Origin of the sequence: Streptacidiphilus cavernicola (assembly GCF_042510955.1) — a bacterium.
GTDB classification, from domain to species: domain Bacteria; phylum Actinomycetota; class Actinomycetes; order Streptomycetales; family Streptomycetaceae; genus Streptacidiphilus; species Streptacidiphilus cavernicola.
This window is the reverse complement of the sequence record NZ_JBHFAB010000041.1, coordinates 1-24,596: the sequence shown is the minus strand read 5'-3', so window position 1 is coordinate 24,596 and position 24,596 is coordinate 1. Positions and strand designations below refer to the sequence as shown.

At 71.7% G+C, this 24,596-nt stretch carries 19 protein-coding genes; 14 read left to right on the top strand and 5 right to left on the bottom strand.

What is annotated here, in order from left to right; all coding sequences use genetic code 11:
- Nucleotides 1-63 precede the first annotated feature (63 nt).
- Together ACEZDE_RS33110 and eccE are read right to left on the bottom strand one after the other, a co-directional pair.
- On the bottom strand, nucleotides 64-798 hold the full coding sequence (locus tag ACEZDE_RS33110; protein WP_380544686.1) for a hypothetical protein: 735 nt from the start codon (nucleotides 796-798) through the stop codon (nucleotides 64-66).
- A complete protein-coding gene (gene eccE, locus ACEZDE_RS33105; protein ID WP_380544683.1) occupies nucleotides 795-2,192 on the bottom strand; it encodes a type VII secretion protein EccE in 1,398 nt (465 codons plus the stop codon). The genes ACEZDE_RS33110 and eccE overlap by 4 nt, the downstream gene beginning before the upstream one ends.
- 153 nt (nucleotides 2,193-2,345) lie before the next feature.
- Between eccE and ACEZDE_RS33100 the strand changes: the two genes are divergently transcribed.
- The 4 genes from ACEZDE_RS33100 (at nucleotide 2,346) to mycP (ending at nucleotide 6,157) form a co-directional block, all read left to right on the top strand.
- Nucleotides 2,346-3,983 (top strand): type VII secretion protein EccB, encoded by a 1,638-nt coding sequence (locus ACEZDE_RS33100; RefSeq protein ID WP_380544680.1) that lies wholly within the window; start codon nucleotides 2,346-2,348, stop codon nucleotides 3,981-3,983.
- 182 nt (nucleotides 3,984-4,165) lie between these two features.
- Entirely contained in the window at nucleotides 4,166-4,477 is a 312-nt protein-coding gene (locus ACEZDE_RS33095) for a WXG100 family type VII secretion target (RefSeq protein ID WP_380544677.1), read from the top strand.
- Nucleotides 4,478-4,508: 31 nt separating this feature from the next.
- Nucleotides 4,509-4,808, top strand: coding sequence for a WXG100 family type VII secretion target (locus tag ACEZDE_RS33090; protein WP_380544674.1), 300 nt, complete (start codon nucleotides 4,509-4,511; stop codon nucleotides 4,806-4,808).
- 140 nt (nucleotides 4,809-4,948) lie between these two features.
- On the top strand, nucleotides 4,949-6,157 hold the full coding sequence (gene mycP / locus ACEZDE_RS33085; RefSeq protein WP_380544671.1) for a type VII secretion-associated serine protease mycosin: 1,209 nt from the start codon (nucleotides 4,949-4,951) through the stop codon (nucleotides 6,155-6,157).
- Nucleotides 6,158-6,195: 38 nt separating this feature from the next.
- Here the strand turns inward: mycP and ACEZDE_RS33080 are convergent, their stop codons facing one another.
- On the bottom strand, nucleotides 6,196-7,590 hold the full coding sequence (locus ACEZDE_RS33080; RefSeq protein ID WP_380544668.1) for an APC family permease: 1,395 nt from the start codon (nucleotides 7,588-7,590) through the stop codon (nucleotides 6,196-6,198).
- Nucleotides 7,591-7,866: 276 nt separating this feature from the next.
- Nucleotides 7,867-11,811: a type VII secretion protein EccCa gene (gene eccCa / locus ACEZDE_RS33075; RefSeq protein WP_380544665.1), complete on the bottom strand. Its 3,945-nt coding sequence runs from the start codon at nucleotides 11,809-11,811 to the stop codon at nucleotides 7,867-7,869.
- A gap of 280 nt (nucleotides 11,812-12,091) precedes the next feature.
- On the opposite strand from eccCa, the gene eccD reads away from it, so the two are divergent.
- From eccD to ACEZDE_RS33045, 6 genes are all read left to right on the top strand, one after another.
- Nucleotides 12,092-13,543, top strand: coding sequence for a type VII secretion integral membrane protein EccD (eccD, locus tag ACEZDE_RS33070; protein WP_380544662.1), 1,452 nt, complete (start codon nucleotides 12,092-12,094; stop codon nucleotides 13,541-13,543).
- Between the two features lie 147 nt (nucleotides 13,544-13,690).
- On the top strand, nucleotides 13,691-13,981 hold the full coding sequence (gene rpsO / locus ACEZDE_RS33065) for a 30S ribosomal protein S15 (RefSeq protein ID WP_030265570.1): 291 nt from the start codon (nucleotides 13,691-13,693) through the stop codon (nucleotides 13,979-13,981).
- 426 nt (nucleotides 13,982-14,407) lie between these two features.
- A complete protein-coding gene (locus ACEZDE_RS33060) occupies nucleotides 14,408-16,627 on the top strand; it encodes a polyribonucleotide nucleotidyltransferase (protein ID WP_380544658.1) in 2,220 nt (739 codons plus the stop codon).
- An 89-nt stretch (nucleotides 16,628-16,716) separates the two neighbouring features.
- Nucleotides 16,717-18,078, top strand: a complete 1,362-nt coding sequence (locus tag ACEZDE_RS33055) for a M16 family metallopeptidase (protein ID WP_380544655.1) — start codon at nucleotides 16,717-16,719, stop codon at nucleotides 18,076-18,078.
- 34 nt (nucleotides 18,079-18,112) lie between these two features.
- On the top strand, nucleotides 18,113-18,871 hold the full coding sequence (dapB, locus tag ACEZDE_RS33050; protein ID WP_380544652.1) for a 4-hydroxy-tetrahydrodipicolinate reductase: 759 nt from the start codon (nucleotides 18,113-18,115) through the stop codon (nucleotides 18,869-18,871).
- 4 nt (nucleotides 18,872-18,875) lie between these two features.
- Nucleotides 18,876-19,319 carry a hypothetical protein gene (locus tag ACEZDE_RS33045; protein ID WP_380544649.1) on the top strand — a complete coding sequence of 148 codons (444 nt, stop codon included), beginning with the start codon at nucleotides 18,876-18,878 and terminating at the stop codon, nucleotides 19,317-19,319.
- Here the strand turns inward: ACEZDE_RS33045 and ACEZDE_RS33040 are convergent.
- Entirely contained in the window at nucleotides 19,294-19,959 is a 666-nt protein-coding gene (locus tag ACEZDE_RS33040; RefSeq protein ID WP_380544647.1) for a GNAT family N-acetyltransferase, read from the bottom strand. The two genes, ACEZDE_RS33045 and ACEZDE_RS33040, sit on opposite strands and share 26 nt — an antisense overlap.
- A gap of 110 nt (nucleotides 19,960-20,069) precedes the next feature.
- Here ACEZDE_RS33040 and thyX point away from each other — a divergent pair, with 110 nt between their 5' ends.
- The 4 genes from thyX to ACEZDE_RS33020 all read left to right on the top strand — a co-directional run bounded on the left by thyX (nucleotide 20,070) and on the right by ACEZDE_RS33020 (nucleotide 24,340).
- Nucleotides 20,070-20,819 carry an FAD-dependent thymidylate synthase gene (thyX, locus tag ACEZDE_RS33035; protein WP_380544644.1) on the top strand — a complete coding sequence of 250 codons (750 nt, stop codon included), beginning with the start codon at nucleotides 20,070-20,072 and terminating at the stop codon, nucleotides 20,817-20,819.
- Nucleotides 20,820-21,010: 191 nt separating this feature from the next.
- Nucleotides 21,011-21,910 carry a 4-hydroxy-tetrahydrodipicolinate synthase gene (gene dapA / locus ACEZDE_RS33030; RefSeq protein ID WP_380544641.1) on the top strand — a complete coding sequence of 300 codons (900 nt, stop codon included), beginning with the start codon at nucleotides 21,011-21,013 and terminating at the stop codon, nucleotides 21,908-21,910.
- A 121-nt stretch (nucleotides 21,911-22,031) separates the two neighbouring features.
- Complete coding sequence (locus ACEZDE_RS33025; RefSeq protein WP_380544638.1) at nucleotides 22,032-23,717, top strand: ribonuclease J; 1,686 nt, start codon at nucleotides 22,032-22,034, stop codon at nucleotides 23,715-23,717.
- Between the two features lie 125 nt (nucleotides 23,718-23,842).
- The gene (locus ACEZDE_RS33020) at nucleotides 23,843-24,340 is read left to right on the top strand and encodes an FBP domain-containing protein (RefSeq protein ID WP_380544635.1); all 498 of its coding nucleotides are present in this window, start codon (nucleotides 23,843-23,845) and stop codon (nucleotides 24,338-24,340) included.
- The last annotated feature ends 256 nt before the right edge of the window (nucleotides 24,341-24,596 follow it).

Below are 24,596 nucleotides of genomic sequence, written 5' to 3'. Positions count from 1 at the left end.
CCGGCAGACCCACCTCTTTCCCGGCAGCCGGTCGGCTTCCCGGTGCGTGCCGATCCGCGGAACTCAGTCCACCCGCCGGGCCTGGCCGAGGACCTGCGCCTCCGCCCCGGTCGGCCCGCTCTGTACGAAGCCCCGGCGCCTGCGGTTCGCCCACAGCGTCACGCCGTCGCCGAGCGCGGACAGCGCCGCGGTCTCGCCCTCCGGCAGGGCCAGCGCCCGCCCGGCCAGGTCGGCCTCCTGCGGGGACACCCGCTGCACGCCGACCAGGTCCGCGCCGGTCAGCAGCCGCTCCGCCCCCGGGCCGAGGAACGGGAGCAGGGTCAGCGTGGTCTGCCAGGGACCGGCCGACAGCCGGCTCCGCATCGGCCGCGCCCCGCAGTCCCTGACCACCAGCACCGGGGCCGCCACCGACGCGCCCTGCGGTCCGATCCGGCCGACCGGGTGCACCGTCACGCACGGCTGGCCGCCGCCCGCCGCCTGGGCGACCGGCGCCCAGGCCTGCAGCCGGCCGGTCTCCACAGCGACCCTGGCACCGGTCGCGGCGGCCCGCAGCGCGATCAGCTGCGCCGTCCAGACACCGCCGACCAGCACGATCTCGTACGCCGAGGGCCGGAACATGCCGACCACCGCCGGGGCGCCCCGACCGTCCGTCCCGATCACCACGCCGTCGTCGCCGACCGGCAGGGAGAGTGCCCGCAACTGGTCGCGGGTGAGTACGTGCTGCTCCCGCCGCGGTCCGTGCAACCCGAACCCGGCCAGCACCCGCCGTCCCGGCACCGCCACCGAACCGCCGCTCATCGCGTCCCTCCCAGCGGAAGCGTGGCCAGCACGCCCGGAATCTGTTCGTGGTCCAGCCGGACCAGGCCGACCCCGGCGCTACGCGCCCGGGTCTCCAACTGCCGTGCCACTTGGCTCAACTCGCTCTCACCGCGCGCGGTCACCCGGACCTGGCCGGTCACCGCGACGGCCCCGGCCGAGGCCTGACGGACGGTCAGGCTGAAGGTGCTGCCCAGCGCCGGGGTCCCGGTCAGCAGGTTCACCAACTCGCCGGACTCGATGCCGGAGTTGCCGCGCTCGCGGCCGGCTCCGACCGCGAGCCGGGGCCAGTTGCCGACCCAGTAGCTGGTGTTCCAGCGGTCGTCGCAGCGCCAGGAGCGGGCCGTCTCCGCGGTGCGCCGGTGCCGCTCGCCACCACCGCCGGGCCCGCCGGTGCGCAGCGGGTTGCCGCAGGTCGCGGTGGAGACCGCGGCGACCACCCCGGCCTGGTCCAGTACGGTCGCCCGCAGCCCGGCCCCGATCATCCGGCTGGCCAGCTGGTCCGTCGCCCGTTGCAGCGCCTTCCGGGCCCCGGCTTCGCCGCCGCCGCGCGCTGCCACCGCGCTGCGGCAGCGCTCGGGGTCGAGCCTGACCGCCACCCAGGTCAGCCGGAGCCCCGGGGTCCCGGCGCCGAACGGCAGCTCCCGGTAGCCGCGGGCGGCCAGTGCCTGCTCCGGCAGGTGCGGCGCGGGGGAGGTCTGGCTGTACTGGACGACCTGGATCGCGTCCACCGTCACATCGTCCACCTGCAGGCCGTCGGCCAGCAGGTCGAGGGTCAGGCCCAGGGTGCCGCGGACCGGCCGGAGCGGTTCGTCCTGGGCCTCGACCAGGATCACCGCGCTGAGGAAGGTGCCGTCGCCGATCATGCCGATCTCGCGGCGGTCGCGCCGGGAGGTGGTCGCGCCGCCCTCGAACTCCACCGTGTGCGGCACGGTCCGCAGTGCGGGATCGCACTCCAGCGCGGGGGCCATGGCCGGGTCGGTCTCGGGGTCGGGGGGCGTCATGGCGATCCGCCGCTGCCGCGCCTTCAGCGCCGACCTGGCCCGCAGCAGCTGGGGTACGGACAGTCCGTTCCTGCGGATCAGCGCCAGCAGCACCAGCAGTACGGCGACCGCCCCGCACGGGGCCAGCACCAGCGAGTTCGTGGCGAGCCCGATCACCACCAGCGCGGCGGCGGTCTCCACCAGCACCAGCTGCGGCAGCCGCAGCGGCCCCAGCAGTCCCGGCCGCGGCCGCAGCGACGGCTGCACCGGACCGCTCGGCACCGGCCCGGCGTCCGCGACCGGGGCCCGGTCGGCCGCCCCGCGGCGGGAGCCGCGCGCGGGGGAGGGTCCGTCGCGGTGGTGCGCGCGCGGTGGAACGGTCTGGCTTGGCATCCCCCGGGTCAACCTCTCTGGATGGGCCCCGCCCCTCCCGGCGCGGAAGCGCGGGCGAACCGGTGGCCGGTTGGCTGATCGCAATACCGTACCCGTACGGTACGTACCGTTCGCGCGCGGCATCGCGGTAACCGGAACGGGGAGAGCAACAGCATGGCATCACGCCGGAACGAACTGAGCGCCTACACGTTCTCACGGCGGCGGACGGTCGCGGCCTTCCTCCAGCCCTCGGGCGGCGGCAACGAGGAGGACGTCCCGAAGCCGCGGCGGGCCTTCATGCCCAGCCTGATAGTGGGCGCGGTGGCGGTGGCCGGGTTCGGCGCCTACGGGATGATCAAGCCGTCGGCACCGCTGAACTGGGACAAGGCCAACGCGGTCATCGTCGACAAGCAGACCACCACCCGCTATGTGATGCTCGACGGCCAGCTGCACCCGGTGCTCAACATCGCCTCCGCGCGGCTGCTGCTCGGCGTGGACTCCACGGTCGAGGAGGTCGACGACTCGGTCCTCAACTCCGGCTCGGTGCCGCACGGCGCGACCCTCGGCATCCCCTACGCGCCGGACAGCCTCCCCACCGCCAAGGACGCGGGCACCCCGAAGACCTGGGCCGAGTGCGACCGTCCGGGCGCCGGCGGCCAGTCCGGCACCGACCAGAAGCTGTTCGTCCTCGGCGGCTCGGACGCCGCGAGGGTCACCACGGCCGTCGCGGCAAGTGCCAAGCCCGGCACCCCGGCTCAGCCGGGCGCCACCGCCGGCGGCCCGCTGAACATCCGTCAGGCGCTCTATGTGGAGGCCCCCGACGGGCTCTACCTGGTGGACTCCACCGGCACGGCGCACCAGCTGGTCAGCACCGGCGTCCAGCCGGCGGCCCCCATCGGCACCGGCACGCCCGGCACCGGCACCGGCCCGGCGGCCGACCCGGGCGCGCAGCTGCTGGCGACCGCGGCCTTCGGCGGCAACGTCGGCCAGCCGCAGACGGTCACCAAGGAGTGGCTGGCCACGCTGCGGCCGGGCGACCCGATCAGCCTCCCCAGGGCGGCGATGCCCGACTTCGGCCAGTCCAGCGGCCGGAGCATCGGCAGCATCCACTTCAACGTCGGCGACCTGTTCCAGGAGACCGACAACAGCGGCCAGGTGCTGCACTACGTGGTCCTCAAGGACGGCTACCACCGGGTCTCCGACTTCACCGACCGGCTGATCGTCGCCCTGCACCAGGACAAGTCGCCCGAGCCCAAGGTGGACCCGCTGGCCGCGGTCGGGGCCAACACCCTGCCCCCGTTCCAGCCCGGCAAGGACTGGCCGCAGAACCTGGTCAGCCAGGCGAACGCGGGCGGCGGCCCCGCCGTCTCCTGCAGCGTCTACACCGGCGCGACCGGGCCGAGCGGCGCACCGGTGCAGGCACTGTGGACCGGCTCCGACTACCCGGTGGACAGCACCTCGGGCTCGGCCGGCGTCTACGTCACCCCCGGCACCGGGCTGCTCTACCGCGCGGTCAGCGGCACCAGCACCGACTCCGGCGCGGTCAACCTGCTGACCGACACCGGTCTGCGCTACCCGGTGCAGATGAACGCGGACGGCAGCGCGTCCGCCGGCGCCGCCGCGGCCGGCGCCGGGTCCACCGACGCACCGTCAGCCGGCGCCTCCGGCGACGCCCAGTCGAACACCACCGCCGCGCGGCTCGGCTACAAGTCGGTCGACCCGATGCCGGCCGTCCCCGAGGCCTGGTCCAGCCTGCTGCCGGCCGGGCCGAGTCTCAACTCGGGCGCGGCGGTCCAGCAGCAGGGCTCCTGACCTGGCCTGACGGTTCGTCCACCGAGGAGTGCCCGGCCCGGTCCGAAAGTTGTCCACAACCCGGTGTTGGGGGCATTGCGCATGACAGCTAGAGTTCTGCGGGACGTCATTGCTGTGATGTCGGCCGGGTCCTTCTCGACCGGACGCCGGTCTCGTTGTCTGTCTCATGGGGGACGGTGCATATGTCAGGTCAGTTCAGGACTACCGCCGATGAGATGCGGGCATTCTCCAGCCGCATCTCGGATGTCAACGCCCAGATCCAGCAGGAGCTCGGCCGGCTCAACAACCTGGTCGAATCGGTGACCTCGGGGTGGCAGGGCGAGGCCGCGCAGTCCTACAACACGCTCCAGCAGAAGTGGAACGAGGACGCGAGCAAGCTGAACAAGGTGCTCAACGAGATCAAGGAAGCGATCGACTCCACCTCGGCGCAGTACACCAGCACCGAGCAGGAGCAGCACTCCTCGATCAGCAAGATCACCTCAGCTCTCGGCTGACCCTACTTCCACCGCCTGAGAAGGAGACACCATGTCCACGCCCGGCCACATCCTGGTCAATTTCTCCACCGTTTCCAACGCGGCCGAAGAGGTCCGCAGCACCGCCGCCCGGGTCCAGTCGCAGCTCGACGACCTCAAGGCCGGCGTCAGCCGGATCGCCCAGAGCTGGGAAGGCAAGGCCCAGGAGGGCTACCAGGCCCGGCAGGCGGAGTGGGACGCCTCCGCGGCCGACCTGCACGCGGTGCTGTCCCAGATCGCCGGCGCCCTCGACAACGCCGCGCAGAACTACCAGGCGACCGAGAACAAGAACGCGAGCATCTGGGGCGGCTGAGCCCCACCGGCGAGGCGTCCGTACCGGATCGGTGCGGGCGCCGCGCAGGCGCGTCGGGCTCCGGTCGGGAACGTCGGTCGGGAACATCGTGGGGGAAGCGAAAAGCTGTGAGCAGGCACCACCGACGCAGGGCGCTCTCCGTGGCGGCAGCCATGGCGGTGCTGTCGCTGTCCGCACCGGTCCAGGCCAGTGCCCTGTCCTCCGCTGAGCCGTCCCGGAACGGCCTGTCCTCCAGTGCCCTGCAGTCCAACGGCAAGTGCGTCTTCCCGGCCGCCGTGATCAAGAGCACCCCCTGGTCGCTCCAGCGGGTGCTGCTGCCGCAGCTGTGGCACTACGCCACCGGCAAGGGCGTCACCGTCGCCGTGATCGACACCGGCGTGGACGACACCAACCCGCAGCTCCGCAACGCGGTCGAGGCCGGGCCGAACTTCCTGTCCGGCGCCACCGGCGGCTCGCTGACCGACCCGGTCGGCCACGGCACGATGGTGGCCGGCATCATCGCCGCCCGCCAGGCCGGGGACACCGGCTTCGTCGGGCTGGCCCCGGACGCCACCGTCTACTCGCTGCGCCAGAACGACGCCCAGGGCACCGGCAACGAGAAGACCATGGCGCAGGCGGTCCGCGCGGCGATCGCCAAGAAGGTCGACGTCATCAACATCTCGCAGGACGTCTCCACCGACGGCAAGCCGGCCAGTGTCGCCCCCGACGGCCTCCTGGCCAAGGCTGTGGCCGCCGCGGTGCAGGCGAACATCGTGGTGGTCGCGGCGGCCGGCAACGAGGGCCTGTCCGTGCCGACCTACCCGGCCTCGCTGCCCGGCGTCCTCGGCGTCGGCGCCTCGGACCGGGACGACGAGCGTGCGGACGCCTTCTCGGAGACCGGCAGCTCGGTCGGCGTCGCCGCGCCGGGGGTGGACATGGTCTCCACCGTGCCCAAGGGCGGCCACTGCGTCGACAGCGGGACCAGCTTCGCCGCCCCGTACGTGGCCGGGGTCGCCGCGCTGCTCAAGCAGGAGTACCCGAAGTGGACCGCGGCGGAGATCATCGCCCGGATCGAGCAGACCGCGCAGCGCACCGACCCGGGCCGCAACGACTTCATCGGCTGGGGCGTGGTGGACCCGGTGGCCGCGCTCTCGGCCGGTACGCCCGCCGAGTCCGCGCCGGTTCCGACGGTGCGTCAGCACGGCTCGGCCGCCCCGGTCACCGCGCGGCCGCTCGGCCTGGGCGAGACCCGGGCCGAACGGCAGCAGCGCACCGCCGTCTACGCGCTGGGCCTCGGCCTGCTCGCGGTGCTGCTGGTCTCCGGCACCGCGGTGGTGCTGCGCGACACACGCCGCCGCCGTACGGCCTGAGCCGTACGGCGGCGGGAGCGGCGGGTCGGGGCGCTTGCTCAGAGGGCGGGCTTCTCGTCCTCGGGGATGGTGATCACCCAGCGCGACTCGGGCCGGGGCCGGAGGTAGCACACCCAGTAGAGCGCGGCGGCCAGGGTGATCCCGCCGGTGATGGCCAGCGCCTTGAGGTCCTGCTGGTACATCACATAGCCCAGCACCAGCAGGATCAGCACCGGCACGACCGGCCACATCGGCATCCGCCAGGCCGCGGCCTCGCGGTTCCCGCCCCTGCGGGCGCCCAGCACGGCCACCGCGACGAAGCCGTAGAGCAGGGTCACCGCGACCCCGGTGACCAGGCTCAGCGTGTCCAGGTTGACGAAGCAGAGCGCGGCGCCGGGGACGCCGACCGCGAGGGTGGCGATCCAGGGGGCGCCGAAGCGCTTGCTCAGGGTGGAGAAGGCCCGGTTGACCGGCTCCGGCCAGGCCTTGTCCCGGGCCGAGGCGTACAGCACCCGGGAGTTCTGGATCACCATGACGATCGCGGCGTTGATGATCGCCAGGGCGACGCACAGGCTGACCACGTCGCCGACCGCCGAGTTGCTCCAGGCGGTCACCATGCCGGCGATGTCGCCGTTGGCCAGCGCCTGCAGGCTGGGCGCGCCGAGGGTGATCGCGACCACCGGGACCAGGATCACCGCGGAGCCGATGGCCAGGGTCCAGATCACCGTGCGCGGGACGGTCCGCTGCGGCTTCTCCATCTCCTCGGCGAGGTAGACCGCGGTGGAGAAGCCCTGGGTGATGAAGAGCGCCGCCGCGAGCCCGACCACGATCGTGGACGCGCCCACCGCGCCGCCGGGGAGCTGCGGGTGGATCAGCACCGAGGCCGGGCGGTTGGCGTGGGCGAAGCCCAGGACGGCCACCAGGCTGGCCGCGATGACCTCGAGGACCAGGAAGATGCCGGTGATCCAGGCGTTGGCCCGCAGGTCCAGCAGGCCGACCACGGTGGCCGCCAGCATCACCACGGCGCCCATCACCCGGGCGTCCACGTGCATGATCGGCGCCAGGTAGTCGGCGGTGCCCAGGGCGATGATCGGCGGCACGATCATGACGACGATCAGCGCCTGGACGAAGGCGAGCCAGCCGGCGAAGCGGCCGATGGTGTGCCCGGCCATGGCGTACTCGCCGCCGGCGCTCGGGATCAGCGTGCCCAGCTCCGAGTAGCACCAGGCGACGCCGACGCAGAGCACGATCGCGATCACCAGGGTGAGCGCGGTGCCGGTGCCGAGCGAGGCGAACGACGCCGGAACGATCACGAACAGCGAGGACGCCGGAGTCACGCACGACAGTGTCAGCAGGGTCCCGCCGACGACGCCGATGGAGCGCTTCAGCTTCTGCGGCGGCGCCGCTGCCGCCGGACCGGCGTCTTCGACGGGGCGGCTCAGGGTGTCGGTCATGCCCGCCATGTAACCCCTGCTGTTATGAAAGCGTCAAGGCGGTGTTTCCTTCGGATTTCGTTGCATGGTGACGATGGGGCGACGAATCTGAGCGAGGTTTGCCCGGCCGACACAAATAGCCCTTTTGTTCATCGGCCTTTGATTCCAAGCTTGAATATTCAAGCAACCTGTGATGAGAAGGTCATGCAGCTGATTTTCCACTGTTCCACTGGCGGCTGAAAGCGGCAAAAAGGGCCGCCGGGTGCCGGAGCACCCGACGGCCCCGAGGCCAAAGCGTTACTGCGGGAGCCACCCGGTCTGCACCGTGAAGGTGCCCCTGCGCCGGGTGACCAGCACCCCGCGGCCCGGCGGCATCTGCTGCGGCTTCACATTGCCCAGCAGCACGCCCTCGTCCTTCTCACCGGACAGCACGATGCCCTGCGCGCCCAGCTCCTTCAGCCGCTGCATCATCGGCTCGTAGAGCGCCCGCCCGGCGCCGCCGGAGCGGCGGGCGATGATGATGTGCAGCCCGATGTCCTTGGAGAACGGCAGCACCTCCAGCAGCTGCTGCAGCGGGTTCCCGGTGGAGGTGGCGACCAGGTCGTAGTCGTCCACCACCAGGAACAGCTCCGCGCCGGACCACCAGCTGCGGTCCCGCAGCTGCTCCTGGGTCACGTCCGGGCCGGGGATGCGCCGCTCCATCGAGCCGCGGATGTCCCCCAGGAACGCCTGCAGCGCGGGCTGCGCCGCCGCGTACTCCAGCAGGTGCGGGGTGGTGACCACGCCCAGCAGCGAGCGCCGGTAGTCGCCGATGACGATCCGGGCCTGCTCCGGGGTGTACCGCTCGGTGATGCCCTTGAGCAGCAGCCGCAGCAGCGCGGTCTTCCCGGTCTCGCCGTCGCCGAAGACGATGAAGTGCGAGTCGGTGTCGAAGTTGAGGTACACCGGGGACAGCGAGGACTCGTCCACGCCGATGGCGATGCCCAGCTCCGGGCTCTCGAAGCCCTTGGGCAGCCGGTCGGCCGGGAGCACCTCCGGCAGCATCCGCACCTGCGGGGCCCGCGGCCCGGTCCAGGAGCCGTTGACCGCCTGGACGAACGCGGTCACGCCGTCCGCCAGGTCGTCGATCCCGCTGGAGCCGTCGATCCGCGGCAGCCCGGCCAGGAAGTGCAGCTTGTCGCCGGTGAGCCCGCGCCCGGGGGCGCCCACCGGGACGTTCTGGGCCACCCTGCGGTCGATCTCGGACTCCATCGGGTCGCCGAGCCGCAGCTCCACCCGGGTCTGCATCAGGTCCTTGAGCGCCGGGCGGATCTCGCCGTACCGGGACGCCCCGATCACCACGTGCACGCCGTACGCCAGGCCGCGCTGGGCGATGTCGGTGACCAGCGGCTCCAGCTGCTCGAACTCCTGCCGGAAGGTGAGCCAGCCGTCCACCACCAGGAAGACGTCGCCGTACTGCTCGCCCGGCAGGGTGCCGGCCCTGCGGCGGTTGCGGAAGGTCGCGATGGAGTCGATGGACTGCGCCCGGAACAGCTCCTCGCGCTGGTTCAGCAGCCCGGAGACCTCGCTGATCATGCGTCGGACCTTGTCCGCGTCCAGCCGCCCGGCGACCCCGCCGACATGCGGCAGGTCGCGCAGCCCGAGCATCCCGCCGCCGCCGAAGTCCAGCAGGTAGAACTGCACCTCGGACGGGGTGTGGCTGAGCGCGAAGGCGCCGACCATGCTGCGCATCAGGGTGGACTTGCCGGACCGCGGACCGCCGACCACCATGCCGTGCCCGGCCGCCCCGGAGAAGTCCAGGTACATCAGGTCGCGGCGCTGCTCGAACGGCTTGTCGACCAGGCCGACCGGGACCACCAGCCGCGAGGTCCCGGCGTACTCGGCCGCGGCCAGGCCCCGTTCCGCGGTGGCGGACAGCTGGGGCAGCAGCTGGTCCAGCGAGGGGGCCTCGCTCAGCGGCGGCAGCCAGACCGCGTGGGCCGGCGGGCCCTGGCCTTCGAGCCGGTCCACGATCACGTCGAGGACGGTGTCCGCCAGTGCGTCGTCCTGGCGCTGCGGGGCCTCCGGCTCCACCTCGTTCAGCGGCAGCAGCGGCATCGCCACCGGGGCGCCGGTGAACAGCACCGAGTGCCGCCGCCGGATCCGGCCGGTGTCCTGCTGGGTCGCCCCGGCCCGGTAGGGGCCGGACACGTAGGCCGCCTTGAACTGGGACATCACATCGGTGCCGAACTTGAGGTAGCCCACCCCGGGCACCGGCGGCAGGTGGTAGGCGTCCGGGACGCCCAGCGCCGCCCGGGACTCGGCCGCGGAGAAGGTCCGCAGCCCGATCCGGTAGGAGAGGTAGGTGTCCAGGCCGCGCAGCCGGCCCTCCTCCAGGCGCTGCGAGGCCAGCAGCAGGTGCACCCCGAGCGAGCGGCCGATCCGGCCGATCTGGATGAACATCTCGATGAAGTCGGGCTTGGCGGTCAGCAGTTCGCTGAACTCATCGATGATCAGCAGCAGCGAGGGCAGCGGTTCGAGCGGCGCCCCGGCCGCCCTGGCCCGCTCGTAGTCGTGGATGTTGGCGTAGTTGCCGGCCGCGCGCAGCATCTCCTGACGGCGGTTCAGCTCACCGGTGATGGAGTCGCGCATCCGGTCGACCAGGGTCAGTTCCTCGGCCATGTTGGTGATGACCGCCGAGGTGTGCGGCATGTCGGCCATGCCGGCGAAGGTCGCGCCGCCCTTGAAGTCGGCCAGCACGAAGTTCAGCACCTCGGAGGAGTGCGTCATCGCCAGCCCCAGCACCAGCGTGCGCAGCAGCTCCGACTTGCCGGAGCCGGTCGCGCCGACGCACAGGCCGTGCGGGCCCATGCCCTCCAGCGCCGCCTCCTTGAGGTCCAGCATCACCGGCTCGCCGTTGGCGCCGAGGCCGATCGGGACCCGCAGCTTCTCGTGCATCGGCCGGGGCCGCCAGGTGCGGGCCACGTCCACCGACATGGCGTCGCCGACCCCCATCAGGTCGGTGAAGTCCAGGTTCGCCAGCAGCGGTTCGTCGTCGTCGCCGACCGAGGCCCGCAGCGGCGCCAGCTGCCGCGCCAGCGCCTCGGCCTGCCAGGCGCTGAGCACGTCAGGACGGCCGCGGTAGACCCCGCCGCCGGCCGAGGTGAGCCGCATCCGCTCCGGCGTCACCACCACCGCCAGCGCGCCGCGCGGCTCGTCCATGTCGCCGGGGACCACCTCGATCACGGTCACCCCCTGCAGCCCGTCGCCGCCCGCCAGCAGCGAGTCCGCGCTGACCGAGGCCCCGTCCAGGACCACCACCAGGTGCGGCTGCTCGGGGACCGGCGTCGCGTCGCGGTGGAACCGGGCCCGGCCGGACAGCTCGTCGGCGAGCAGGCCCTCCAACTCGTCCAGCGAGGGGCAGATCATCCGCAGCGAACCCGCGCCGTCGGCGTCCGACGGGTGCTGGACGTGCGGGAGCCACTTGGTCCACTCCCACTCCGGGGCCGCGCCCGGGGCGGCGGCGATGCCGATCATCAGGTCGTCCGGGGAGTGCAGCGTGGCCAGTTGCGCCAGCGCGGCCCGGAGCGTCCCGTACACGGTCTCCGGGTCGCCGGAGACGGTCAGGTGGTAGAAGGCGCGCAGCGAGACGGCCAGCGGCAGGTCGGGCAGGGTGCCGTGGGCGGCCAGGAAACTCTTCATCGCCTCGGCGGTGAGCGGCTCCAGCTCGTCCACCGGCGCGGTCTGCGGCGGGACCAGACGGGTCGACAGCTGCTGCGGCCCGGTGCCGAGCCGTATCTGCGCGAAGTCGGCGTCGCCGGAGCGGCGCTCCCAGAGCCGGCTGCCCTCGGCGACCACGGACCACAGCTGGTCCGGCTGCGGGTGCAGGTAGAGCTGGGCGTCGCGCTGACGCAGCGCGGTGCGGCGGACCTGCTTGCGCAGCTGGGCCAGGTACTTGAGGTAGTCGCGGCGCTCGTCCTCGATCTCCCCGCCGCCGCCCTTGCGCTGCTGGTTCAGCTGCGCGACGGCCATGGCGACGGTCGAGGCGACCATCATCCCGCCCATGACCTTCATCATCATCTGCATGCCGGGCATGAAGAAGAACGCGGCCGAGCCCGCGGTGGCCAGCATCGGCAGCAGCGACTGCCACCAGCTGCCGCCAGCCGCCCGCGGCAGTTCGGGCGGGGACTCAAGTCGCAGGTCCTCATTGGGTACCGCAGGCGGATAGGCCCGCGGCGGTCGCTTGACGGTTACCACGCTCAACTCGGTACCAGCCTCGTCCTGTCGAGTCCCCTGACGGGCACGGGTCCGGGCCGCCGCAGGCGTCCCCCCGTGTCACCGCTCTCCGCAGGGGCCGATCCTAGTCCCTGCCCTGACAGGGGCAGGCCAGGGGGAACCACCCCGACCCGCCCCCGGCGGAGGAACCGTGCGTGACCGGACGAATCGGGGCCGGGGCTGGAACGGGACGGCTCCGACGGTAGGGTGTGCGGCTATCAGCGCCTGTCTCTCAGGCCGCGGACACTCACAGGGGGAGGGGCTCCGGGTGGGCACCAGCACCGCTACCGGATTCTGCCGGGTCACCGTCGTCGCACCGGACAGCCGGATCGACGTGGCACTGCCCGAGGACGTCCCGCTCGCGGACGTCTACCCCGAGGTGCTGCGGCTGTCGGGACAGACCCTCGCCGAGGGCGCCCCCACCGGCTTCCACCTGGTCCGCCGCGACGGCACGGTGCTGGACAGCAGCCTGCCGCTGCTCGCCCAACAGGTCCGCGACGGCGACCTGCTCAGCCTGCGCCCCTTCGCCGACTCGCTCCCCCCGGCCGTCTACGACGACGTCGCCGAGGCCATCGCCACCGCGGTCTCCGCCGACCGCACGCTGTGGAGCCCCGGGCTGATGCGCGGCGCGGGCCTGATCGGCGGGGTGGTGCTGCTCTCGCTGCTCGGCTTCGCGCTCTGGTTCTCCGACCTGCGGCACGACATGCACTCGCTGCCCGGCCTGCTCTCCGGGGTGACCGCGGTCGTCCTGGTCGCCCTGGCCGGGGTCAGGGCCCGGGTCTACGACGACCGCGGCTCCGCGCTCGCGCTCGGCCTGGCCGCCCTGCCGCACGCCCTGATCGGCGGCTCCGGCATCGTCGCCGCCGACCAGGGCAGCGGCCCCGGCCGGATCCAGTTCCTGATCGGCTGCATCGCCGTGCTGCTCGCGGCCGTCCTGCTGACCGCGCTGATGCCGGGCGGCGACGCCCCCTTCGTCGCGGCCACCCTGGTCGCCGCGGTCGGCACCCTGGCCACCTTCGGCGCGGTGCTCACCCAGGCCTCCGCCGCGCAGGTCGCCGCCGTCGCCGCAGTGGTGGTGACCGGGCTGATCGGCTACCTGCCGCAGCTCTCGGCCCGGTTCGCCCGGCTCCCGGTCGCCTTCCACGCCCCGGTCCAGTCCGGCGGCATGGCCGGCAGCCAGCAGGCCGCCGAGGAGGAGGACACCGCCGACTACAGCCGGATCGCGGCCCAGGCCCGCCGCGGCCACGAACTGCTGGTCGGCCTGGTCGGCGGCTGCGCCGCGGTCGCCGTGGGCTGCGCCACCGTGCTCTCCTTCACCGACGGCCGCTGGCCGGAGCTGCTGGCCGCGGTGCTCGGGGTGACCACCATGCTCAGGGCCCGGCTGTTCCGGCACACCTCGCAGGTGCTCAGCCTGCTGGTCGCGGGCCTGCTCAGCCTGGGCCTGCTGGTGCTCGGGGTGGCCCTGCACATGCAGCTGTTCCTCTACCAGAACCTGGGCAACACCTCGGCGGTCGACGTCCGCACGGTCCTGCTCGGCGGGTCCATCGCGGTCGGCTCGGCGGTCCTGGTCGGCGTCGCCCTGGTGGTCCCGGCCCGCGGCGTCTCCCCGTTCTGGGGGCGGATCCTGGACCTGGTCGACAGCCTGATGCTGCTCGCCCTGATCCCGCTGGCGCTGGCCGTCCTCGACGTCTACGCGGCGGTGCGCGGCTTCACCAGCTAGCGGCCACCGGAGGCAGAACCGGGCCCCGGTCAGGGGCGCTCTGCCGCGCTGGTAGGCTGGAGCAGGGCGTAAGCCCCGCCGCCGGGTTCCACCAGTTCCTGTGAAGCAGACCAGGACCACCCGGCACCAGACCCACAAGGAGTTGCTGTGGCCCTCGACGCCGCTGTCAAGAAGCAGATCATGGACGAGTTCGGCACCAAGGAGGGCGACACCGGCTCCCCCGAGGTCCAGGTCGCCATGCTCAGCCGCCGTATCTCGGACCTGACCGAGCACCTCAAGACCCACAAGCACGACCACCACTCCCGTCGTGGCCTGCTGCTGCTCGTCGGCCAGCGCCGTCGCCTGCTCCAGTACCTGGCCAAGAAGGACATCGAGCGCTTCCGTACGCTGGTCGACCGCCTCGGCATCCGCCGCGGCGCCGCCGGCGCCGCTCGCTAGCACCTCGCCCGGGGGCGGCTCCCAATCTGTGGGAGCCGCCCTTCGGCACACCCTGGCCCGCGTCCTCTCCCCGGTGAATGCCGGAGCGATGATTGGGCAGGGCGCACGCGTGGGAAAGACTGCGTGCGTAAGGTGGGAACGAAGGGTGAAGGACGCCCCGGCACGCGCGCCGCGCGTGAAGGAGAGGCGGTCCGACGCCGCGGGACGACCGGACCGGTCGCCGCCCGCAAAGACGCGGAGCGTCCACACGCATGCCGACCGCAGGCGCCACCAGGCGCCGGTCCTCGGTAGTGGCCGCCGGAGGAGTGACAGCGCGACGCGCCGTGACCGCCCGGAGGCTTCGATCGAAGACCGGCCCAGCCGGGCCGCCTCACCAGGCAGCGTGCGGGGACGCTCCACCTGAGGAACACGAAGGAGATCTTCCAGGTGGAAGACAACACCACGCACGAGGCCGTAGCCGTCATCGACAACGGCTCTTTCGGCACCCGCACCATCCGCTTCGAGACCGGCCGTCTGGCCAAGCAGGCCGCCGGCTCCGCCGTCGCCTACCTGGACGACGAGACGATGATCCTCTCGGCCACCAGCGCCTCGAAGCAGCCCAAGGACCACTTCGACTTCTTCCCGCTCACGGTGGACGTCGAGGAGCGGATGTACGCCGCAGGGCGCATCCCCGGATCGTTCTTCCGTCGCGAGGGCCGCCCCTCCGAGGACGCGATCCTCACCTGCCGTCTGATCGACCGCCCGCTGCGCCCGTCCTTCGTCAAGGGCCTGCGCAACGAGATCCAGGTCGTCTGCACGATCATGGCGCTCAACCCCGACGACCTGTACGACGTGGTGGCCATCAACGCCGCCTCCGCGTCCACCCAGCTCGCCGGCCTGCCCTTCTCTGGCCCGATCGGCGGCGTCCGGGTCGCCCTGATCAAGGGCCAGTGGGTGGCGTTCCCGCGCCACAGCGAGCTGGAGGAGGCCGTGTTCGACATGGTCGTCGCCGGCCGCACCCTCGCCGACGGCGACGTCGCGATCATGATGGTCGAGGCCGAGGCCACCGCGAAGACCATCGAGCTGGTCAAGGGCGGGGCCACCGCGCCGACCGAGGACGTCGTGGCCGCCGGTCTTGAGGCCGCCAAGGTCTTCATCCGCGAGCTGTGCCGGGCCCAGTCCGAGCTGGCCGCCGCTGCCGCCAAGCCGACCGGCGAGTTCCCGATCTTCCTGGACTACCAGGACGACGTGTTCGAGGCGCTCAGCGCCGCGGTCAGCGAGGAGCTCGCGCAGGCCCTCACCATCGCCGGCAAGCAGGCCCGCGAGGGCGAGCTGGACCGGGTCAAGGGCCTCGCCTCCGACAAGCTGCTCCCGCAGTTCGAGGGCCGCGAGAAGGAGATCTCCGCCGCGTACCGCTCGCTGACGAAGAAGCTGGTCCGCCAGCGCGTCATCAAGGACAAGGTCCGCATCGACGGCCGCGGGGTCACCGACATCCGCACGTTGGCCGCCGAGGTCGAGGTCATCCCGCGCGTTCACGGTTCCGCCCTGTTCGAGCGCGGCGAGACCCAGATCCTGGGTGTCACCACGCTGAACATGCTCCGCATGGAGCAGCAGCTGGACACCCTGGCGCCGGAGACCCGCAAGCGCTACATGCACAACTACAACTTCCCGCCGTACTCGGTCGGCGAGACCGGCCGCGTGGGCTCGCCCAAGCGCCGCGAGATCGGCCACGGCGCGCTCGCCGAGCGGGCGCTGATCCCCGTGCTGCCGACCCGCGAGGAGTTCCCCTACGCGATCCGCCAGGTGTCCGAGGCCCTCGGGTCCAACGGCTCCACCTCGATGGGCTCGGTCTGCGCCTCCACCATGTCGCTGCTGAACGCCGGTGTGCCGCTCAAGGCCGCCGTCGCCGGTATCGCCATGGGCCTGATCTCGCAGGAGATCGACGGCGAGACCCACTACGTCGCGCTGACCGACATCCTCGGCGCCGAGGACGCGTTCGGCGACATGGACTTCAAGGTCGCCGGCACCAAGACCTTCGTCACCGCGCTGCAGCTCGACACCAAGCTCGACGGCATTCCCGCCTCGGTCCTGGGCGCCGCGCTGAAGCAGGCCCACGACGCGCGTCTGCACATCCTGGACGTGATGAACGAGGCGATCGACGTCCCGGACGAGATGTCCGAGTTCGCACCGCGGATCATCACCATCAAGATCCCGGTCGACAAGATCGGCGAGGTCATCGGCCCCAAGGGCAAGATGATCAACCAGATCCAGGAGGACACCGGCGCGGACATCACCATCGAGGACGACGGCACCATCTACATCGGCGCTGTCGACGGTCCCTCGGCGGAGGCTGCCCGCACGACGATCAACCAGATCGCCAACCCGACCATGCCGGAGGTCGGAGAGCGCTACCTGGGCACCGTGGTGAAGACCACGACCTTCGGGGCGTTCGTGTCGCTGATGCCGGGCAAGGACGGACTGCTGCACATCTCGCAGATCCGCAAGCTCGCGGGCGGCAAGCGCGTCGAGAACGTCGAGGACGTGCTCGCGGTCGGCGCCAAGGTGCAGGTCGAGATCGCTGAGATCGACCCGCGCGGCAAGCTCTCGCTGATCCCCGTGGTCGAGGGCGAGGAGGCGGCCCCGGCCGCCGAGGCCGAGGCCAAGTAGTCGGCACACGCAGGTCACGCGGCCCGGCCCCCCGTCAGGAGGGCCGGGCCGTACTCCGTAGTCACCCCTCGCTCGTCTAAGGAACCCACGTGGCACAGCAGCCCACGGCTGCCCAGCAGCGCCCCGGCACCACCAAGACGCTCCTCAAGGGCGTGGACGGCGCCGGCACCGTCCGCCGCACCGTCCTCCCCGGCGGCCTGCGGGTCGTCACCGAGACCCTGCCGACGGTCCGCTCGGCGGCCTTCGGCATCTGGGTCGGCGTCGGCTCCCGCGACGAGACCCCGGTCCTCAACGGCGCCACCCACTACCTGGAGCACCTGCTCTTCAAGGGCACCGAGCGGCGCAGCGCACTGGACATCTCCTCCGCGCTGGACGCGGTCGGCGGCGAGATGAACGCCTTCACCGCCAAGGAGTACACCTGCTACTACGCGCGGGTGCTCGACAACGACCTGCCGCTGGCGATCGACGTGGTCAGCGACATGCTGACCGGCTCGCTGATCCGCCAGGAGGACATCGACACCGAGCGTGACGTGGTCCTCGAAGAGATCGCGATGACCGAGGACGACCCGGGCGACGTGGTGCACGACCTGTTCGCCCAGGTCATGTACGGCTCCTCGCCGCTGGGACGCCCGGTGCTGGGCACCGTCGACACCATCAACGCGCTGACCCGGGACCAGGTGGCCGGCTTCTACAAGCGCCGCTACCGCCCCGAGCACCTGGTCGTCGCCGCGGCCGGGAACGTCGACCACGCCAAGGTGGTCCGCCAGGTCGAGCGGGCCTTCGCCGCGGCGGGCGCGCTGACCCGCACCGACACCGCCCCGGCCGGGCCGCGCGCCGGGGTCAGGGCGCTGCGCACCGCCGGGAAGGTCGAGATCCTGGACCGCCCCACCGAGCAGGCGCACCTGGTGCTCGGCCTGCCCGGGGTGGCCCGCAACGACGACCGGCGCTGGGCGCTCGGCGTGCTCAACTCCGCCCTCGGCGGCGGGATGAGCTCCCGGCTGTTCCAGGAGGTCAGGGAGAAGCGCGGGCTGGCGTACTCGGTGTACTCCTACTCCTCCTCCTACGCCGACACCGGTCTCTTCGGGATCTACGCGGGCTGCCAGCCCAAGCGGGTCGAGGAGGTGCTGTCGATCTGCCGCGAGGAGCTCCAGAAGGTCGCCGAGCACGGCATCACCGAGGAGGAGCTGCGGCGGGCGGTCGGCCAGATCTCCGGCTCCACCGTGCTGGGCATGGAGGACACCGGCTCGCTGATGACCCGGGTCGGCAAGGCCGAGCTCTGCTACGGCACCCACCTCTCGGTGGACGACCTGCTGGCCAAGATCTCCTCGGTCACCCTGGACGACGTCCGCGAGGTCGCCGGGTCCGTGCTGGGCGCGTACCGGCCGTCGCTGGCCGTCATCGGCCCGGTCAACGGCAAGCGCGCCACCCGCCTCACCGAAGCCGTCTCCTAGTCCCTTTCCTGGTCTACCTATGGAGTTGTCGACAATGAGCACCCCGCTGCGTGTGGCCGTCCTCGGCGCGAAGGGCCGGATCGGCTCCGAGGCCGCCCGTTCGGTCGAGGCCGCCGCCGACCTGGAACTGGTCGCCGCCCTGGACCGGGACGACAAGCTGGACGCGCTGGCCGAGGCCGGAGCCCAGGTCGTGGTCGACCTGACCCACCCGGACGCGGTCATGGGCAACCTGGAGCACTGCACCGCCCACGGCCTCCACACGGTGGTCGGGACCACCGGCTGGACCGACGAGCGGCTGGCGACGGTCCGCGGCTGGCTCGCCGCCTCCCCGTCCACCGGCATGCTGATCGCGCCCAACTTCTCCATCGGCGCGGTGCTGACCATGCGCTTCGCCCAGCAGGCGGCCCGCTTCTTCGAGACCGCCGAGGTCATCGAGCTGCACCACAACAACAAGGCCGACGCCCCCAGCGGCACCGCCACCCGCACCGCGCAGCTGATCGCCGCCGCCAGGACCGGGGCCGGACTCACCGCCCCGGCCGACCCGACCACGCACGGCCTCCCCGGCGCGCGCGGCGCGGACGTGGACGGCGTCCCGGTGCACTCGGTCCGGCTGCGCGGGCTGCTGGCGCACCAGGAGGTGCTGTTCGGCGACACCGGCGAGACCCTGACGATCCGTCACGACTCGCTGCACCACAGCAGTTTCATGCCCGGCATCCTGCTCGGCGTGCGCAGCGTGGTGGACACCCCGGGCCTGACCTTCGGCCTGGAGCACTTCCTCTTCCCCGGAGAATGAGCCCATGATCTCCCGCGTCACCTATGCCGTCGTCTCCGCCGCCCTGCTGCTGGGCTTCCTGGTCATCGTGGCCACCGGGGTCCAGCTGATGTCCACCGGCGACCGCCTGGCCGTCGGCATCGGGATCTGCGCCGAGGTCCTGGTGCTCCTCGGGGTCTGGTTCCTCTGGAAGACCTACCGCTTCGGCCGCCGCAGCGGCGCGCTGGCCCGCGAACTGGAGGCCGAGGGCGCGCTGCCGGTGGACGAGCTGGCCCGCAGCGCGGGCGGCCGGATCGACCGCGACTCCGCCGACGCGGTCTTCGCCCGCCGCCAGGCCGAGACCGAGGCCGCCCCGGAGGACTGGCGGGCCTGGTTCCGGCTCGCCGTCGCCTACGCCGACGCCCGGGACACCCCCCGGGCCCGCAAGGCCATGCAGCACGCCATCAAGCTCCACGACGCACGGGCGTGACGGCCGTCTGCCGCTGAGCGTGCACAGGTGCTCCTTCGGCAAGCGGGGCAGCGGCGGCGGGGGCAGGGCCGACCGGCACCGCGGTGGTGCCGTACTGCAGCTCCGGCAGCACCGCCCCGCCGAGCCGCAGCTCGCCGCACCGGCCGGTCGGGCGCAGCCCCTGCCGCTCGTAGAAGGCACGGGCCCGGGTGTTCGCCGCCAGCACCCACAGCACGGCCCGCTCCCGCCCGTCCGCCCGCAGCCGTTCCAGCGCGGCGGCCAGCAGCGGCGCGCCCGCGCCGGTGGACCAGGCCTCCGGATGGGCGTACAGCGCGTACACCTCGCCGTGCGGCACTCCGGTGCGCAGGTGTTCGGGCATCGGCCGCTCCGGCCCGCAGCTGACGAAGGCGACGATCCGCCCGTCCCGCTCGGCCACCAGCAGATGCCGGTCCGGCGGGTTCTGCCGGAAGTCGCGGACCGCCCGTGCGACCTCCTCGGGCCCGGTGTCCATCGCCTCCAGGTACACCGGCGGCAGGATCCCGGCGTAGGCGGCCCGCCACGACGCCGCCCGCAGCCGCCGCACCGCGCCGATGTCGGCGTCGGTGGCGGGCCTGACCCGCACCGGTGCGAGCGGTGCGAGCGCTGTCAGCGGTCCCGGCACGGTGCTCCCTCCATGGCTGTCGGCGCTTCAAGACGAACAGGATAAACAGGACCTGTCGGCGGCGACCGCTACGCTGTGGGCGGTTCGCAACCGGACCGGCGACGAAAGGAATGTGCCAGGTGACCGACGAAGCCCCCGCCGTACCGGAGCCCGTCTTCAGGGACGACGTCACCGTCGAGCTGGTTCGCAGCAGCGCCCAGGACGCCGACGTGCTGTTCGCCGCCCGCGTCTCCACCGCGGGCGAGCAGTCCATCGAGGAGCTGGACAAGGACCCGGCGCGCTCCAGGGGCCTCATCAACTACCTGATGCGCGACCGCCACGGCACCCCGTTCGAGCACAACTCGATGACCTTCCTGGTCACCGCCCCGATCTTCGTCTTCCGCGAGTTCCACCGCCACAGAAGCGGATGGTCGTACAACGAGGAGAGCGGGCGCTACCGCGAGCTGCAGCCGGTGTTCTACGTGCCCGGGGCGGAGCGCAAGCTGGTCCAGAAGGGCCGTCCGGGGAAGTACGAGTTCTTCGAGGGGACGCCCGAGCAGCAGAAGGCGACCACGGCCGCGATGGAGTCCTCCTACCGCCAGTCGTACGACGCCTACCAGGCGATGCTCGCCGAGGGCGTCGCCCGGGAGGTGGCGCGGGCGGTGCTGCCGGTCGGGCTGTTCTCGTCGATGTACGCCACCTGCAACGCCCGTTCGCTGATGCACTTCCTCTCCCTTCGGACCAAGGACGACCGGGCCAAGGTGCCGTCCTTCCCGCAGCGTGAGATCGAGATGGTCGCGGAGCAGCTGGAGGCGCACTGGGCTGCGCTTATGCCGCTCACTCACGCCGCCTTCAACGAGCACGGACGGGTCGCGCCGTAGCGGTGCGATCTCACTTCGAGTCAGATCTCCCGTATGTCCCATTTGCGGGATATCGGAGCGTTCCCTAGTCTCAAATCACGAGCCCCGGTGCTGCCTGAACCCCCGAGCAGGCAGCACCGGGCTCACCTTTCCGGTTTCTCCTGGTGGACCGGTTGTGCTGGCACACACCCGCAACGAGTAGCGTTGGGTTCATGGCTCCGACCTCCACTCCTGAGATCCCCTTCGGCCGAGCGCTGACCGCGATGGTGACCCCGTTCACCGTCGACGGATCCCTCGACCTCGAAGGCGCCCAGCGTCTGGCGGCCCATCTGGTCGACGCGGGCAACGACGGACTCGTCGTGAACGGCACCACCGGCGAGTCGCCGACCACCACCGACGCCGAGAAGAGCGACCTGGTCCGGGCGGTACTGGAGGCCGTCGGCGACCGCGCCCACGTGGTCGCGGGCGTCGGCACCAACGACACCCGGCACACCCTGGAGCTGGCCCGCGCGGCCGAACGGGTCGGAGCCCACGGCCTGCTCGTGGTCACCCCGTACTACAACAAGCCCCCGCAGGAGGGCCTGTTCCAGCACTTCACCGCCGTGGCCGACGCCACCGCGCTGCCGGTGATGCTCTACGACATCCCCGGCCGCAGCGGGGTCGCGATCGAGACCGAGACCCTGGTCCGGCTCGCCGAGCACCCCCGGATCGTCGCCAACAAGGACGCCAAGGGCGACCTCGCCGCCGCCGGCTGGGCGCTCTCCCGCGCCGACCTGGCCTGGTACTCCGGCGACGACATGCTCAACCTGCCGCTGCTCTCGATCGGCGCGGTCGGCTACGTCAGCGTGGTCGCCCACCTGGTCACAGCGGAACTGCGCAGCATGCTGGAAGCCCACCTCGCGGGCGACGTGGCCAAGGCCGCGGAGATACACCAGCGCCTGCTGCCCGTTTTCACCGGTATGTTTCGTACGCAAGGCGTGATCACCACCAAGGCGGCCCTGAACCTCCAGGGGCTGCCGGCAGGTCCGCTGCGCCTGCCCTTGGTCCAGGCCACGGCGGCAGAGATCGACCGGTTGAGGAAGGATCTCGCCTCCGGCGGGGTACACCTCTGACAACAGACTTCCACGTCCTGCCTCGCGCGGTGACGTGTTGCACCACGAACAACGACGTATCGATGCCGTGTGCGCTGTGCACCCACCTGGGGTGTGCGGCGTGCGCGGAGAGGAGAACCTTTTGAGTCATCCGCATCCTGACCTGGGCACCCCGCCGCCACTCGCCGAGGGAGCGCTCCGCGTCACCCCGCTGGGCGGGCTCGGCGAGATCGGCCGCAACATGACGGTGTTCGAGTACGGCGGCCGCCTGCTCATCGTCGACTGCGGTGTCCTCTTCCCGGAGGAGCAGCAGCCCGGTGTCGACCTGATCCTGCCGGACTTCACCTCCATCAGGGACCGCCTGGACAAGATCGACGGCATCGTCCTCACCCACGGGCACGAGGACCACATCGGGGCCGTCCCCTTCCTGCTGCGCGAGAAGCCGGACCTCCCGCTGATCGGCTCCAAGCTGACGCTGGCGCTGATCGAGGCGAAGCTGACCGAGCACCGCATCCGGCCGTACACGCTGGAGGTGAAGGAGGGCGACCGCGAGCGCATCGGCGCGTTCGACTGCGAGTTCATCGCGGTCAACCACTCCATCCCGGACGCGCTTGCCGTCGCCATCCGCACCCCGGCCGGCATGGTCGTCGCCACCGGCGACTTCAAGATGGACCAGCTGCCGCTGGACAAGCGGCTGACCGACCTGCCGACCTTCGCCCGTCTGGGCGAGGAGGGCATCGACCTGCTGCTGGTGGACTCCACCAACGCCGAGGTCCCCGGGTTCATCGCGCCGGAGCGGGACATCGGCCCGGTGCTCCAGCAGGTCTTCGACCGCGCCGACAAGCGGATCATCGTGGCCAGCTTCGCCAGCCACGTCCACCGCATCCAGCAGGTCCTGGACACGGCGCACGAGTTCGGCCGCAAGGTCGCCTTCGTCGGCCGCTCCATGGTCCGCAACATGGGCATCGCCCGTGACCTCGGCTACCTCAAGGTGCCGGGCGGCCTGGTCGTCGACGTGAAGACGCTGGACGACCTGCCGGACGAGGACGTGGTGCTGGTCTGCACCGGTTCGCAGGGCGAGCCGATGGCCGCGCTGTCGCGGATGGCCAACCGGGACCACCAGATCCGCATCGTCGAGGGTGACACGGTCATCCTGGCGTCGTCGCTGATCCCGGGCAACGAGAACGCGGTCTACCGGGTCATCAACGGCCTCACCCGGTGGGGCGCCGACGTCGTGCACAAGGGCAACGCCAAGGTGCACGTCTCGGGCCACGCCTCGGCCGGCGAGCTGCTGTACTTCTTCAACATCTGCAAGCCGCGCAACCTGATGCCGGTCCACGGCGAGTGGCGCCACCTGCGGGCGGTCTCCGACCTCGGGCAGAAGACCGGCATCTCGAAGGACCGCATCGTCCTCGCCGAGGACGGCGTGGTCGTCGACCTGGTCGACGGCGTCGCCAAGATCGCCGGCAAGGTCCAGGCCGGGTACGTGTACGTGGACGGCCTCTCGGTCGGCGACATCACCGAGGGCTCGCTCAAGGACCGCCGGATCCTCGGCGAAGAGGGCATCATCTCGGTCTTCCTGGTGGTGGACTCCGCCACCGGAAAGATCGTCGGCGGCCCCAACATCCAGGCCCGCGGCTCCGGCATCGAGGATGACGCCTTCGGGCCGGCGATCCAGAAGATGCAGGACGCGCTGTCGAAGTCCGCGCAGGACGGCGTCATCGAGCCGCGTCAGGTGCAGCAGCTGGTCCGCCGGGTGCTCGGCAAGTGGGTGTCCGACACCTACCGCCGCCGCCCGATGATCCTGCCGGTCGTGGTCGAGGTCTGACCGCTCCGCAGGCCAGGTCCCGTTTCACCGGGTGCCCCCGCCGGACGTCCCCAGACGTCTCCGGCGGGGGCACCCGTGCGTAAATCGGACGACAACGGACAGAGAGATTGTTAGGTTCTACGCCCATGCGACCGCTCGACGAGAACGAGATCCGCGCCTCCTTCGTGAACTGCTCCAAGGGCGAGGCAGGCAGGCTTTCCGTACCCAAGCCGCTCGACGCCGTCCGGTGGCCCGATCTCGACTACCTGGGCTGGCGCGACCCCGGAGCCCCGGATCGCGGATACCTCGTCGCCGAACTGGATGACCGCCTGGTCGGCGTCACCCTCCGGGCACCGAGCGGCCCGCGCAAGAGCTTCCTGCGCAGCAACCTCTGCTCCATCTGCGTGACCTCGCACGCAGGCTCCGGTGTGGCGCTGCTCACCGCCCGCAAGGCCGGCCCGGCCGGCCGCGAGGGCAACACCGTCGGCGCGTACCTCTGCGCGGACCTCGCCTGCTCGCTGTACGTACGCGGTCTGAAGCGGAGCGGCCAGGCCCAGCGCATCGAGGAGACCCTGACCCTGGACGAACAGCTCGCCCGGACCCGGGCCAATCTGGACGCATTCCTGGCCCAGGTCCTGGTTTGACCCTGCTGGTGGCGGCGTGTAGTGTCCTTCGAGTTGCCCTACGACTGAGTGGTGGCGGCGAACCCCCTGATCAGATGGTGTGGCGTTGTTTTGTGATGCCGTTTATCGGGAAATCGGCGGATTTGGCTTGTGAAGCTGGAATCCGCTAAGGTTTGAAACAGAACGAAGAACGAAGCGCCCGGAGGGTCCCGGTGAGGGTCCTGAAGGAAGTGTCCGTTCCTTGAGAACTCAACAGCGTGCCAAAAGTCAACGCCAA

Coding starts and splice junctions, on each gene's coding strand:
- ACEZDE_RS33100 (WP_380544680.1), top strand. CDS start 2,346: ATGGCATCACGCCGGAACGAACTGAGCGCCTACACGTTCTCACGGCGG.
- ACEZDE_RS33095 (WP_380544677.1), top strand. CDS start 4,166: ATGTCAGGTCAGTTCAGGACTACCGCCGATGAGATGCGGGCATTCTCC.
- dapB (WP_380544652.1), top strand. CDS start 18,113: ATGAGCACCCCGCTGCGTGTGGCCGTCCTCGGCGCGAAGGGCCGGATC.
- eccE (WP_380544683.1), bottom strand. CDS start 2,192: ATGCCAAGCCAGACCGTTCCACCGCGCGCGCACCACCGCGACGGACCC.
- ACEZDE_RS33045 (WP_380544649.1), top strand. CDS start 18,876: ATGATCTCCCGCGTCACCTATGCCGTCGTCTCCGCCGCCCTGCTGCTG.
- ACEZDE_RS33110 (WP_380544686.1), bottom strand. CDS start 798: ATGAGCGGCGGTTCGGTGGCGGTGCCGGGACGGCGGGTGCTGGCCGGG.
- ACEZDE_RS33080 (WP_380544668.1), bottom strand. CDS start 7,590: ATGACCGACACCCTGAGCCGCCCCGTCGAAGACGCCGGTCCGGCGGCA.
- ACEZDE_RS33090 (WP_380544674.1), top strand. CDS start 4,509: ATGTCCACGCCCGGCCACATCCTGGTCAATTTCTCCACCGTTTCCAAC.
- dapA (WP_380544641.1), top strand. CDS start 21,011: ATGGCTCCGACCTCCACTCCTGAGATCCCCTTCGGCCGAGCGCTGACC.
- thyX (WP_380544644.1), top strand. CDS start 20,070: ATGTGCCAGGTGACCGACGAAGCCCCCGCCGTACCGGAGCCCGTCTTC.
- ACEZDE_RS33020 (WP_380544635.1), top strand. CDS start 23,843: ATGCGACCGCTCGACGAGAACGAGATCCGCGCCTCCTTCGTGAACTGC.